This is a genomic window from Bacillus sp. sid0103 (assembly GCF_019219025.1).
In genome coordinates, this window is record NZ_JAHUWN010000019.1 from 70865 (window position 1) to 85100 (window position 14236).

At 41.1% G+C, this 14236-nt stretch carries 9 protein-coding genes; all 9 read left to right on the forward strand.

Translation table 11 applies throughout. The features are described from left to right. The first annotated feature begins 6 nt into the window (after window positions 1-6). The 9 genes from KW850_RS20445 to KW850_RS20485 all read left to right on the forward strand — a co-directional run bounded on the left by KW850_RS20445 (window position 7) and on the right by KW850_RS20485 (window position 14217). Entirely contained in the window at window positions 7-1338 is a 1332-nt protein-coding gene (locus KW850_RS20445) for a glycoside hydrolase family 125 protein (protein ID WP_218349606.1), read from the forward strand. A gap of 39 nt (window positions 1339-1377) precedes the next feature. Then, window positions 1378-1998: a YesL family protein gene (locus KW850_RS20450; protein WP_218349607.1), complete on the forward strand. Its 621-nt coding sequence runs from the start codon at window positions 1378-1380 to the stop codon at window positions 1996-1998. Window positions 1999-2026: 28 nt separating this feature from the next. Next, on the forward strand, window positions 2027-3907 hold the full coding sequence (locus KW850_RS20455) for a beta-N-acetylhexosaminidase (RefSeq protein ID WP_218349608.1): 1881 nt from the start codon (window positions 2027-2029) through the stop codon (window positions 3905-3907). A 25-nt stretch (window positions 3908-3932) separates the two neighbouring features. Next, window positions 3933-7043 carry an alpha-mannosidase gene (locus KW850_RS20460; RefSeq protein WP_218349609.1) on the forward strand — a complete coding sequence of 1037 codons (3111 nt, stop codon included), beginning with the start codon at window positions 3933-3935 and terminating at the stop codon, window positions 7041-7043. Between the two features lie 266 nt (window positions 7044-7309). Continuing rightward, window positions 7310-8239, forward strand: a complete 930-nt coding sequence (locus KW850_RS20465; protein ID WP_218349610.1) for an ABC transporter permease — start codon at window positions 7310-7312, stop codon at window positions 8237-8239. A gap of 159 nt (window positions 8240-8398) precedes the next feature. Further along, window positions 8399-9277, forward strand: a complete 879-nt coding sequence (locus tag KW850_RS20470) for a carbohydrate ABC transporter permease (protein WP_218349655.1) — start codon at window positions 8399-8401, stop codon at window positions 9275-9277. 23 nt (window positions 9278-9300) lie between these two features. Beyond that, entirely contained in the window at window positions 9301-10758 is a 1458-nt protein-coding gene (locus tag KW850_RS20475) for an ABC transporter substrate-binding protein (RefSeq protein ID WP_218349611.1), read from the forward strand. Window positions 10759-10913: 155 nt separating this feature from the next. Next, window positions 10914-12716 carry a sensor histidine kinase gene (locus KW850_RS20480; protein ID WP_218349612.1) on the forward strand — a complete coding sequence of 601 codons (1803 nt, stop codon included), beginning with the start codon at window positions 10914-10916 and terminating at the stop codon, window positions 12714-12716. Next, the gene (locus KW850_RS20485; RefSeq protein WP_218349613.1) at window positions 12709-14217 is read left to right on the forward strand and encodes a response regulator transcription factor; all 1509 of its coding nucleotides are present in this window, start codon (window positions 12709-12711) and stop codon (window positions 14215-14217) included. Before KW850_RS20480 ends, KW850_RS20485 begins: the two co-directional genes overlap by 8 nt. Window positions 14218-14236 lie beyond the last annotated feature (19 nt).

Sequence of the window (14236 nt, forward strand, 5' to 3'; positions counted from 1 at the left end):
GGAAAGATGACAGCACTAATTCCAAAATCGATGCAAAAATTGATCCAACATGTGAAGGAATGTTTTCCTGGGGATGAAAAATTACACCAAATGTTTGAACAATGCTTTGTCAATACGTATACCACGACGCTGAAAAAACTAGAAGACGGAAAAACATTTGTCGTAACCGGGGACATTCCGGCGATGTGGTTAAGAGACTCAGCAGCACAAGTTCGTCCCTATTTGCTTGCTGCAGAGGAGGATGAAGAACTGGCTGATTTACTCGAAGGGGTCATTCGCCAGCAATTCGCCTTTATCTTACATGATCCTTATGCCAATGCTTTTAATGAAACGGAAAATGGCAAGGGGCATCAGACCGATCTTACCAACATGACACCCCATATTTGGGAACGGAAATACGAAATTGACTCTTTATGCTATCCGATCCAGCTTGCCTATCTGTTTTGGAAGTCAACCGGACGTACTTCCTATATAAAAGAAACGTTCCAAGAAGTGCTCGAGAAGATTATCCATGTTTGGAGGACGGAGCAGGATCATGAAAACAAGTCTCCTTACCGGTTTGAGCGGGCCGATGTGCGCCAATCCGATACATTAATTCGAGAAGGAAAAGGCGGGCGTGTTGTTCCGACCGGAATGACCTGGAGCGCCTTCCGTCCAAGTGATGATGCTTGCACATACGGATACCTTGTCCCGGCGAATATGTTTGCCGTTGTCGTGTTGGGATATGCGGCTGAAATGTGTGATGAGGTGTTAACTGATTCTTCCTTAAAAGAAGAATGCTTAAAACTTCGTGACGAAATTAGGCAGGGGATTGAACAATATGCGAAATTGGACCACCCGATCTACGGTGAGATGTATGTCTATGAAACCGATGGGGAAGGCCGCGTCCATTTAATGGATGACGCCAATGTTCCAAGTTTGCTTGCGGCACCGTATTTAGGGTACATCCCATTTGATGATCCGACGTATGTAAATACACGAAGTTTCCTTTTAAGCAGGGATAATCCCTATTATTACGAAGGGAAGTATGCCAATGGTATCGGCAGCCCGCATACGCCAGACCACTATATTTGGCATATTGCCCTTGCCATCCAAGGGATGACCGCGACAAATGAAGAGGAAAAACAGCAAATCTTTGCTTATTTTAAAAACTCAGATGGCGGTACGAATTTTATGCATGAAGGCTTTAACGCCGATTGTCCTGAGGAATTTACAAGGGACTGGTTCGCGTGGGCGAATACGATGTTTAGTGAATTCGTGCTAAGTTTATCAGGTAAAGCAGTGAACGGAAGTCCGCTTTATCATCAATTCATGAAAAATTACAGCAATCAAGCTTAAGTTTATTTTTGAGCAGGTTATTGGAAAGGGTGGTGCCGTATGAAAAAAGTTCCATGGATGATCGTTGCTTGTGAATGGATTTGGAGGGCAATCACAGCAAATTTATGCTGGATTGCCTTTACCGGCTTGGGGTTAGGGATTTTTGGCTTTTTCCCTGCATCTGTTGCCCTGTTTACCCTTGTTCGTAAATGGCTGAGAAAAGATACAGATGTCCCTGTTTGGAAGACGTTTAAGCAAGTGTATTTCAAAGAATGGAAGCGAAGTAATGGAATAGGCCTTGTTTTTTACAGCATTGGCCTTTTTCTGTTTATCGATATCAGGATTACAGAGAGCTATATGTCAGGTGTTTTTGCTAGTTTTATTTCGATTATCCTATACATCCTAGTGATTGTTTTAATAGTAGCTGTTGGCTATTTCTTTGCCGTCTATGCCCATTACGAGCTTTCCAGTAAGGAATATATCAAACAGTCCTTTCTCATCACCTTAACAGGTTTGCCTTCAACCATATGGATTGGCGCCGGTTTTTTTGTGATTGGCTACCTGATCCATCAGGTTCCTGGCCTCATCCCGTTTATTTCTGCGGTGGCTCCTGCCTTTTGGATCATGAGGGTTTGTCTCAGCCGATTTTCCTTTTTAGAGAAAAGAGCACAGCAGTATTAACAATATGGAAAATACAGGGGGAAAACAAGTGGAACTGTTCTTAAAGGGAGACACATCTTCAGTAGCAGCTGGTCTTGAGTTTGTTTCAAAACGATTAAATGTTCAACTTTCTACTGATGGTTATCCGATTCAAGTGAAACATCAGAAAGGGCCGTTAAGGGTTTTGAATAAAAGCGGACAAGGAGAAATTTCGTTTGAAAAGCCGGTTCACTTTTTCCGGGCGCTCGGATTGTGGCTGGAGAATTTTCAAAAAAGTAACGAATTCGATTTAACAGAGAATCCACAGTTTAACATGAGTGGTGTGATGCTGGATGCGTCGAGAAATGCGGTTCCCACCGTTGCTGAAGTAGAGAAGCTTCTCCAGCACATGGCGGTGATGGGATTAGACACCCTGATGCTCTATACGGAGGATACGTATGAGGTGAAGGAATATCCTTATTTTGGATATATGCGGGGAAGATATACGTTTGAGGAGTTAAAAGCCTGCGATGAATATGCAGGGAAGCTCGGAATTGAAATGATCCCTTGCATTCAAACATTGGGCCACTTACGGGAAGGCCTTAAATGGAATTATGCCTCCGGATTCAAAGACACAGATGATATCTTACTCGTGGATGAGCCCAAAACGTATGAGTTTTTAGAGAGCTGTCTTAAAGCAGCCTCCGAGCCATTTCGGACCAAACGGATTCATATCGGCATGGACGAGACGTTTCAGCTTGGCTTAGGAAAATATTTAGAGAAGCATGGTTTTGAACACCATATTGATCTCATGAATCGACATCTGCAAAAGGTGGTCTCCATTACCAATAAGCTGGGTCTAAAACCGATGATTTGGAGCGATATGTATTTCCCATTGTTTGCCGAAAACAGCCCCTATAAGGATGAAAGCGGCAGCATCCGTCAAAATATTCTTGACGGAATTCCGGATGTGGAGCTTGTTTATTGGAACTATTACCGGAAAGAACAAGAAGTGTATGAACGAGATTTTCAAAACCATAAGCTTCTCGGCTCCACGCCGATTTTTGCCGGCGGGGCTTGGACCTGGAATGGACTAGCGCCGAACTATGGCAAGGCGATTGCGACAACAGAAGCCGCACTGGCTGCCTGCAAAAAGGAAGGAATCGGGGAAATCTTTGTCACATTGTGGGGGGATAACGGGGCCGAAACGCCGTTTGCAACCGCTTATCCAATTTTACAATTATTTGCCGAGCACACCTACCAGAAGGAAGTGTCCCTTGAAAAGGTGTCAGAGCGTTTTAAATTTTGCGGTGAGGGACATTTTGCTGATTTTATGAATTTGAAATTATTGGATGAAACCCCTGGTGTTATGGAGGATAACATGAATACCTCGATGACGTCGAAAGTGCTGCTCTACCAAGATAGTTTAATAGGTTTATATGATGAGAATGTCCGCGGTCTTTCTTTAGGGGAGCATTATCAACAGCTGGCGCCGGTGTTTGATAAAGCCAGACGGGAGAATCCAGCATGGGAAGCCCTTTTTGGTCTATATGGACAACTGGCTATGGTGCTGGCCGACAAAGCGGAAATCGGCATAAGGATCTTAGAGGCGTATCAGAACAACGATTATGTACAAATGAAATCCATTCTTATTACTTTGGATAAAATCCAAGCGAATGTTGATCTTTTAAGGCAAAAGCACCGAAGCATCTGGTTTGCAGCGTACAAGCCATTTGGCTGGGAAGTGATCGATATTCGTTACGGCGGTGTCATGACCCGGATTGATTCCGTCAAATACCGGATTCAGGAGTGGCTCGAGGGAAGAATTCCCCGGATTGAGGAATTGGAAGAAAAACGATTGCTTCATGATGGGCCATGGGAAATTGTTGACGGGCTGGTAGGCGGCAATGTCTATCATCGGATCGTCACTGCAGGAAACTTTTCATTGTAATAACTAGTCATGATGAGGTGAAAACATGTTCTTAACGGAAAGAAAATTTGAAGAGCGCATCAGGGAATTAGAGGGTTACCGGTACCGTGACATCACGGGAATTAAGCAATTTTTCGTCCATGAAGATGAGGGTGCAATCGGCGCCTATCCACCGGCTGCCTATGATGAACAAAATGTAATGAAAATCGGCGACTACTGGAAAGGCCGCGATCGATATATATGGCTTCATGCAGAGATTGATACTCATTTGCCCTATGCCGATCGGCAGATGGTCGGCCTATTCTCGTTTGGAAAAACGGGCGGGGGCAATAATTCCGGCTTTGAATCTCTTTTATTTGTCAATGGCAAACCCTATCAAGGTGTCGATTCCAACCATGAAGAAGTTCTCTTCGATGATCAAACGGCTAAGGGACCGATCCGCTTGGATTTCAGACTCTGGTCGGGTCTTGAGGGTGGAGGGATCCCGACAGAAAATGAATTTAAACTGCAAATGGCCGCAATCGGCTGGCTAGATCCCCGTGTAGATAACCTCTATTATACGCTGTTAGCCGCTAATGAGGTGTTAAAAGAAACAAGTGAGTCCGACTCAGCCTATACCATTTTGAAGAAGTTGATTTCGGATGCCCTGCATTTGATTAATTGGACCGAGCCCGGCAGTCCAGAATTTTATCAGTCCTGTTATGCGGCGGAGGAAAGCCTTACAGAAGCGATTCAGTCCTTCACCAAATCATCAGACATCACCATACACACAGTCGGCCATACCCATATTGATGTGGCTTGGCTTTGGCGGTTAAAAAATACAAGGGAGAAGGCCGCTCGTTCCTTTTCAACGGTCTTGCATTTAATGAAGCAATTCCCTGAATATTTATTCTTGCAAACACAGCCGCAGCTTTATGACTATATTAAAACCGATTACCCTGAGATTTACGCTCAAATAAAGGAAAGAGTGGCAGAAGGCAAGTGGGAGGCCGGCGGTGCCATGTGGCTTGAGGCTGACTGTAATATTCCCAGCGGCGAATCGCTTGTCCGCCAAATCCTTCACGGGAAAAACTATTTTAAAGAAGAGTTTGGCGTCGATTGCCAGTACTTATGGCTTCCGGATGTGTTTGGCTACAGCTGGGCACTGCCGCAGATCTTAACAAAATCAGGCATCAAAACGATGATGACGACTAAAATCAGCTGGAACCAGTATAACCGGATGCCGCATGATACCTTTTACTGGAAAGGAATCGATGGTACGGAGATTTTAACGCATTTTATTACGACGCCAGAGCCATGGAATTCCCCGGACTCTTGGTTCTATACGTATAATGGCTTTATTTCTGCAAAAACGGTGAATGGCGCTTGGAAAGGCTATCGTGATAAGGAGTTATCCAAAGATTTGCTTCTTTCCTATGGATATGGTGATGGCGGCGGCGGCGTCAACCGGCATATGCTTGAAATGCGCCGCAGATTTGATTCACTGCCAGGGATGCCGAAGGTGAAAACGTCGACAGCCGGAGAATTTTTTGACAAGCTTCACCAGAATGTTTCAGAAGCAAATGGCTATATCCATAATTGGGATGGCGAGCTTTACCTGGAGTACCATCGGGGCACCTATACCAGCCAGGCATTTATGAAGCAGATGAATCGGAAATTGGAACTTTTATACAGACGGGCCGAATTCCTAACTTCTTGGCTTTCCGAAAATGGCCAATGGATGGGGGATGACGAGCTGAAAAATGGCTGGAAAATTATTTTGCGCAATCAATTCCATGATATTATTCCTGGCTCCTCCATTCATGAAGTGTACGAGGATGCCAAGGAAGAATACAAGGAAGCGCACCAGTTAGTCCGAAACCTGGAATCCCGTATCATCCAGCATGGAGTCGAACAGGATGACCGCTCTGTCGTACTATTTAACGCGACCCACCATAAGGGTAAGAAGAATGTGGCGGTACCTCAATTTACTGACTTTGCCGGAGGTGTTTGGAAAAACAGCAAGGGAGAAATTTTAACCCATCAAAAACGGGATAACGGCTGGCTCATTGAGGTCGACACCCTTCCATCCTTTGGTGCCAAGACTTTATATTTTGAGCCGGTGGTAGCCATTCAGGAGACTAAATCAAATTTTATCTATCAAGACCGGAAATTAGAAACACCGTATTACCATGTTGAATGGAATGAATATGGCCAACTCACGTCGCTGTTTGATAAGGAAGGCAATCGCCAAGTTCTCGCTGAAAATCAAAAGGGGAATATCCTGCAAATTTTCGAAGATAAGCCGCTTGCCCATGATGCTTGGGATATCGATATCTTTTATCAAGAAAAAATGGAAGAAATCCGTGATTTAGTAACATTTGAAGTAGTGGAAAATGGTGAATTGGCGTTTACGCTTCTTGCCAAGTGGACGTATCACCATTCTGCAATTTCTCAGCGGGTCGTATTCTATCACAATGACCGCCGCATTGATTTTGAAACAACGGTGGATTGGCATGAAAAGAGAAAATTACTGAAGGCAGCCTTCCCTGTGGATATCCGCGCAACTGAGGCCACCTATGATATTCAATATGGAAATGTGAAGCGCCCAACCCATTGGAATACAAGTTGGGATTTGGCCAAATTTGAAACGGTCGGCCATCAGTGGGCCGACCTGTCAGAACCGGACTATGGGGTAAGTTTACTGAACGATTCCAAATATGGCTACGACATTAAAGAAAATACAATGCGGATCACCTTATTAAAATCAGCGATTCATCCTGATCCACAAGCAGATCAAGGAACACATTCGTTTGTTTATTCGCTTTATCCGCATAAGGGGGAATGGCGAAAAGCGAAGACCGTGGAGAAAGCGTGGGATTTGAACGACCCTGTTGCCGCTGTCGAAGGGAAATGGGCAAAGGAAGAGTCATTCCTGGAAATGGATTCGGACCATGTTTGGATTGATGCCATTAAGCCAGCTTATGATGGTAACGGTATCATTATCCGCTTGCACGAATATGAAGGACGAAGAGGCAAGGTTTCTCTGGATGTTGCCAGAGGCATCACTTCATGGGTGGAGACCAATTTGATGGAAGAACCAATCGGAGAAGAATCGGCATCACCTATTGAGGTTGAAATCAAACCGTATGAGATTAAGACTTTTCGAGTTTTATAGGACAAAAATGAACCGGCTGGATCGCTCCAGTCGGTTATTTGATAGGGTAATATTTTGTGGACTTTTTTCGACTCAGTTATTTTCGGCTCATTTTAACTATGATCCGCAAATCCTGCATTCTCACTTTCACCATTTGTTAAACATAAGTTGTGGTAAATTCTAAGATTTTTGCACTTAATCCCAAATTAGTCAACTATAAATAGGGCTCTTTTCGCTATAGAATAAGTATATGGAAGTGCTTACATTAAAGCGGGAGGAGGAGAAATATGAAAAGGATAGTAAACGATCTCTATAAAAATCGAGTTTGGCTGCTTATGGTTTTACCAGGAACACTTTGGCTGCTGTTATTTTCGTATTTGCCGATGTTTGGACAAGTATTGGCTTTTAAAAAGTTCCGGATTCATCCCGATGGTTTTTTTGCCAGCGTCATGAATAGTGAATGGGTTGGCTTTGACAACTTTAAATATTTATTTAGTACGAATGATGCGTGGATTATTACAAGAAATACGATCCTTTACAATCTTGTCTTTATTGTATTAGGGCTGGTAACGGCGGTTGCAACAGCCGTCTTGCTTAGTGAGTTAATCAATAAGAGGCTGTCAAAGGTTTACCAAACTTCTATCTTGTTCCCGCATTTTATTTCTTGGGTTATCGGCAGTTACTTTGTCTTCACTTTCTTAAGTACGGAACACGGTTTGTTAAATCATATTCTTGGCTGGTTCCATGTTGACCCTGTTTCATGGTATAGCGAGTCGAAATATTGGCCGTTTATTCTCGTGTTTATGAGCATGTGGAAGGGTGTAGGTTACGGCAGTATCGTTTATTTAGCATCCATCGTCGGGATTGACCGGACGTATTATGAGGCAGCAATGATTGATGGTGCTTCAAAATGGAAGCAGATTAAACATGTTACCTTGCCAATGCTTAAGCCATTAATGATTATCTTAACCATCATGAATATTGGCCGAATATTCAACTCGGATTTCGGATTGTTTTATCAAGTGCCAAGAGATTCGGGAGCTCTATATGGAGTTACCAATGTTATTGATACATTCGTATACCGCGGTCTTATGAATCTGGGGGATATTGGTATGAGCACGGCAGCAGGTCTATATCAGTCGGCTGTTGGATTTATCCTCGTTATCATTACCAACTACATTGTCCGAAAAGTAGATGAGGAAAGTGCATTGTTTTAATGTTCATTTCTTTACGAAGGGAGGAAAAGTCGCCCGGCGGCTAATGATATGCCAAAACTAGAACAAACCCATTCATCGCTTGCTATTTCAAAAACAGTAGAAGAAAGTAAAAAGGCTGAGGCTAAGATCCCCAGGAAAAAGTATCGAGATCCTCAACATATGCATCCGGCCGCAAATGCCATTATTAGTGTGCTGCTTGGAATTCTCGCGTTTACGTGTATCTTTCCTTTTATCTATGTCATTATCATTTCGTTTACAAGTGAGGAAAGTATTGTCAGGAACGGTTTTCAACTGATCCCGAAGGATTGGAGCATGGATGCTTATCATTATCTATGGAGTATGAAGGAGTCCTTTTTCCGCTCCTATGGTGTCACGATTTTTATTACGATTATCGGTACAATGATCAGTGTGTTCATGATTACCTTTTATGCCTACGCGATTTCAAGACCGCAATTTAAGTATCGAAAATTTTTCACGTTCCTGGCCTTCTTTACGATGCTTTTCAGCGGCGGGCTAGTGCCGACTTACATCGTTGTCACCCAATTTTTGCATTTGAAAAATTCCATTTGGGCATTGATCCTGCCACTTGCCATGAATGCGTTTTACATTATCATCATGAGAACTTTCTTCTTAAAGTCCGTTTCTGAATCGATTTTAGAATCGGCAAGAATAGATGGGGCAAGTGAATGGAGGATCTTCTTCCAAATCATATTCCCGCTTTCCTTACCGGGGATTGCCACGATTGCCTTGTTTAGTACACTGGGTTATTGGAATGACTGGTTTACAGCCTTGCTTTATATTGATAACCCCGATCTGGTGCCGCTTCAAGCTTTACTCATGAAAATAGAGGCCAATCTTGAATTTATGAGAAAAAATATGGATGTTGCGATCATGCAGAAAGGTTTATTTGATACGATTCCGCAAGAAACGGCCAAAATGGCTATGGTTGTAATCGCCACCTTACCCATTGCAGTCTCCTATCCGTTCTTTCAAAAGTACTTTATTAGCGGACTGACGATTGGCGGCGTTAAAGAATAATCAACAGAAAGAGGAGAAGAGGAATGAAGAAAAAGAAGTTAGGCATTATTCTCGCATCCGTACTGGCAGCTGGAACCCTTCTATCTGCCTGCACCAGCAAAGACAGTGCCACATCAGAAAAAGGCGGTAAAAATGGCGAACCTTATGAAATTAAATGGTACACCATTGGAACCCCGCAAAAAGATACTGAGAAAGTCTTTGCAGAAGTCAACAAGTATACAAAGAAAAAAATTAATGCCACAGTGAAAATGACCCAAATTGACTGGGGGGATTGGGATCAAAAATCACAAGTGATGATCAATTCAGGGGAACCATTTGATATTATCTTTACCAATGGCACCTCTTACGTTCAAAATGCCCAAAAAGGTGCATTTGCGTCCATTGACGATATGTTAGGAAAAGAGGGCAAAGAACTTAAAGAGACTCTCAATCCGGCCCTGTTAGAAGGAATTAAGGTCAACGGAAAAGTTTATGGCGTTCCTACTAATAAAGAGGCAGCAAGACAATCGGTTTATACATTTAATAAACGCCTAGTAGACAAATACCACTTTGATCTTTCAAAAGTAAAAACCTTGGAAGATCTTGAACCGATGCTAAAAACCATTAAAGCGAATGAACCTGGCGTAACACCAATGGCTACATTCAAAGCCTATCTGCCATACGATTATATCTTTAATAATGAAATGCCATTTGCCTTTGCTATGGAAGGCGATAGAGACCATGTGGTCAATCAATTTGAGTCTGATTTAACAATGAAAACATATAAAACAATGCATAAATATTATAAATCTGGATTTCTTAAAGAAGATGCAGCGACAAGTAAAGACAGCTGGCCGATGGATGTAGAAAACTGGTTTGTCCGCATGGGTGATTCTCAGCCATATGCTGATTTATTGTGGTCCCGCGCGTCTAAGTATGATGTTGTTTCCGTTCCGGCTGAAGATCCGATTACCATTAATGATTCTGTATCCGGTTCCATTCAGGCAATCTCAGCCACATCAAAAAATCCTGAGAAAGCAATGGAATTCCTGACACTGCTTAACACAGATCCATATCTGCGCAACCTTGTTGACAAAGGTATTGAAGGCGTTCATTACGAAAAGAATGAGGATGGAATGATTAAAGACCTTCCAGCACGTATAGATCGTTATAATGTTCCATCTTATTCACTTGGAAACTTCTTTGTTTTGGATTTGTATGAAAATGATCCTAAAGATAAATGGGATAAATTCGAAGAGTTTAACAAATCTGCAAAAACAGCGCCAACACTTGGTTTCCACTTTAACAGTGACCCAGTAAGATCTGAGCTTGCCTCGATTACAAATATTTCAAAAGAATTCTATCCGGCATTGGCAACAGGTTCTGTTGACCCAGAAGAGTACCTGCCAAAATATAATAAGAAGTTAAAAGAAGCTGGAATTGACAAAGTCTTAAAAGAAATTCAAAAGCAATTTGACGAATGGAAGAGCAAGCAAAAATAATAACAAAAAAGTCAAGCTGGGTGGAACATCTCAGCTTGCTTTTATTTCAACTTATTCCGTTGATATCAAAACCATAGAAACCGTACAGGTGTGTTATGGATTTGTATCCAGTGGTAGACTAGAAAAAACAATAAGTATAATTTGAGGACATCAAAATGGAATTAAGAAGAAAAGGACGTTTTACTCAAAAGATATTTAATAAACTATTCTTGGCATCATCTATCACTATTATTGTAACCATTATTATTTTAATCGTGACGATTACTAACTATTATTCCGAAGTTATTATTCAAAAAGAAGTGAACGTCAATACCAGAACGATGGAACGGGTGGAGGATTACTTTTCCGCTAAAGATGCAGATATTAATCGATCCAAAAGGGATTTTTATGTTAAAGGGGATGTCATTGACGATATTTCCTTTGCCCTTCAAAACGGGTATTCGAAATATTTGGAATATCGTCTAGATAAATTTTCGGAGAGCCCGTCATTTGTACCGAATAATATTGATACGTATTTCAATGCCTATTTCGGTCAAGATAGCGATATTAATGCAATCAGTTTACGTTCGTTGGAAACCCCTTCGGTAGAATACCTGCTCATTTATCAAAATTTACGATGGAATAAAAGCATCATCGATCATTCCATGTATTTGGGTGGCCCACTTCTTTCAGAAGGGTTTCCCAAGTTTAGCGGGGATGGTATTCCAAGAGGCAGGAAACTAAGAGATACCTTTACCAAAAAAATTGTCGTTAACAATCCAGTGACCTTGAAAAAAATAGGTGAGATTACTATTTTTTATTCTACTAATCGTCTAGACAAGATGGTCAAAAAGCACGATGGAGTACCTGCTTCCTTTTTTATCGTGGATGCTGAAGGCAATATCATCTATTCCGTAAATAAGGGTGATGTTCCCTTAGATATGATCAAACAGATAAAGCCTGAAACAAATGAGAAAAAAATAAAGTGGAAGAATGACCGTTTTTATATAAGTACCATTGCGAACCAGGGTGATTATACGTATGTCAGTGTTATTCCCGATAGAGGGTGGCAAAAGCTGACGATTGTCAGGGGAACTATGTGGGGTGTCATTATATTCTTCATCATTATTTCCATTTTAATTTCCTATTCCTTTACTCGAAATTATTCAAGGCGTATTAATAAAATTGTTTCGATTATTCGGCAGGTTGAGAATGGAAATCTGGATGCCAGGATACCGGAATCCAAACATGAAGATGAGTTATCAAGGATTGCAGTCAATATCAATTCGATGTTAGAAGAGTTGAATAATTATATTGAACAATTTTACCTGTTAAATTTAAAGCAGCAGCAAGCGGAATTAAAAGCGCTTCAGGCACAAATCGATCCTCATTTTTTATTTAATACGTTAGAGGCTATACGGATGGTAGCTGTCGTAGAGGGTTCAAAAACTTCTAGTAAAATGATTTTCCATTTATCAAAACTATTTCGCTACTCGTTAGAGTCAAAAGACACGGTTCCTTTATATACGGAAATTGAATATGTAAATCAGTATTTAAAATTAATGCAATTTAAATTCCCAAATAAATTACAGGTTGATTTTAATATTCCTAGTGATGTGGAGCAAACACCTGTGCAAAAGTTAATTTTGCAGCCGATCATAGAAAATTATTTTGTTCATGGTTTTAGAAAGGACCGGGCTGACAATGAGTTACACGTGCGTGCCACTCATCTTGGGGAAAAGTTGGAAATCACAGTGGAGGATAATGGTAAGGGGATAACAGAGGAGGATCTTGCGATGATTGTCCATCATCTTAATTGTGAAGAGGGAGATGAAATGGATTCAATTGGATTAAGAAATATCCATCAACGTTTAAAACTGAAATACGGAGATCCATTCGGCATTTCTGTCAAAAGTATCAAAGATAAAGGAACGATTGTTACACTTACTATTCCAGTAAGAGGGAACAGCCATGTATAAGGTGCTTCTTGTCGATGACGAACCGTTAATTACGATAGGCCTTCAAGCTCTCCTGGATTGGGAGGACTATGGGTTTGAAATCGTGTCGCGTGCTGAGAGCGGGGAGGAGGCTCTTGCCTATCTTAAAGAACACCCAATCGACTTACTTATTACGGATATATTAATGGGAGAAATGTCCGGTTTAGACTTAATTGAAGAAGCGAAAAAAGTCCAGCCGAAGGTGAAAAGTATTGTTTTAACTGGTTACCAGGAGTTCGGGTTTATTAAACAAGGTCTGTTATTAGGGATAGAAAACTATTTGGTCAAACCTGTGGATGAGGAAGAACTATTAACGACCATTCAAAATATAGGCAGGAAAATGAATGCAGTGTCGGGAGGTAATCAGGCACAGGAACCTTCTAACCTACTGGATAATACATTATGGCGGTTTTTAAATGGCGAGATTGATAAGAATGACTGTCTTGAAAGATTGTCATTATATGATCTCCAGTTTACTCAGCCGTATTATGCAGTTTCTATTTTAAATTTTGAAAACTATTACAGAGCTGAGATTTTAAAGAAAATCAGAAGCTTTATTGAGGACCATTGCTCAGCCGTTTGTTTATTTAGTCCCAATCAAGACCTGATCATTATTTTGGGGAGCGAAAAGGAAGAGGAATTGTATCAATACAATCAAAGCTTGGTAGAGTATCTAAGAGATGAAAATAGCGGGGCCGGTTTATTCTATTTAGCGATGGGAAAGCCGGTAATAGCGTTAGATGAATTAGAAGAGAGTTTTATGATTGCAAGGGAATATAGTTTATTGCAGCTATATTCAGTCCCAAATGTGCTTATTTCAGAACATCTGACAATTGATAAGCATGAAGAATTAAAAAAACAGCAAGAATTTAAAGAAACGATTGTAAAGCAGCTATTGAAAGCAAATGGAGCAGGTTTACAACTGATTGATTCATTTTTTCAGGATCTTACAAAGAATTCAAAATTTATCTCACCGCAAGCTGCCAGAAAATATATCTTTGATTTACTTTCTTATATCCATTTTTCGTTGCAGCCGAACGATCTCTCCTATTATACAGCTGCAATAGAAAGAATGGTGTATAGCTCTGATATTGACGAGATGAAAGCGATGTTGAAGGAATATTGTCAGGAATTAATTTTTTCGATCCACAAACAGGTCAATAATCGCAGTCCGATTGTCCAAAATGTCCTTGATTATATACATGCCCACTATCATGAAGGGATTTCGTTAAAAACATTGGGCCAGCAGTTTCATGTAAATGCCATATATTTGGGGCAATTATTTCAAAAAGAAGTAGGGGTAGTCTTTTCAGAATACATAAACCGGTACCGATTGGAAAAGGCAAAGGAGCTCCTCAAAACCACCCATTATCGTGCAGGTGAAATTGGCAAAAAGGTCGGTTATTCGGATACTGCTTATTTCTATAAACAGTTTAAAAAAAGTGTGGGAACCACACCAAGTGAATGGAGAAAAATTAAATAATAAAAAGATGGTGATGATC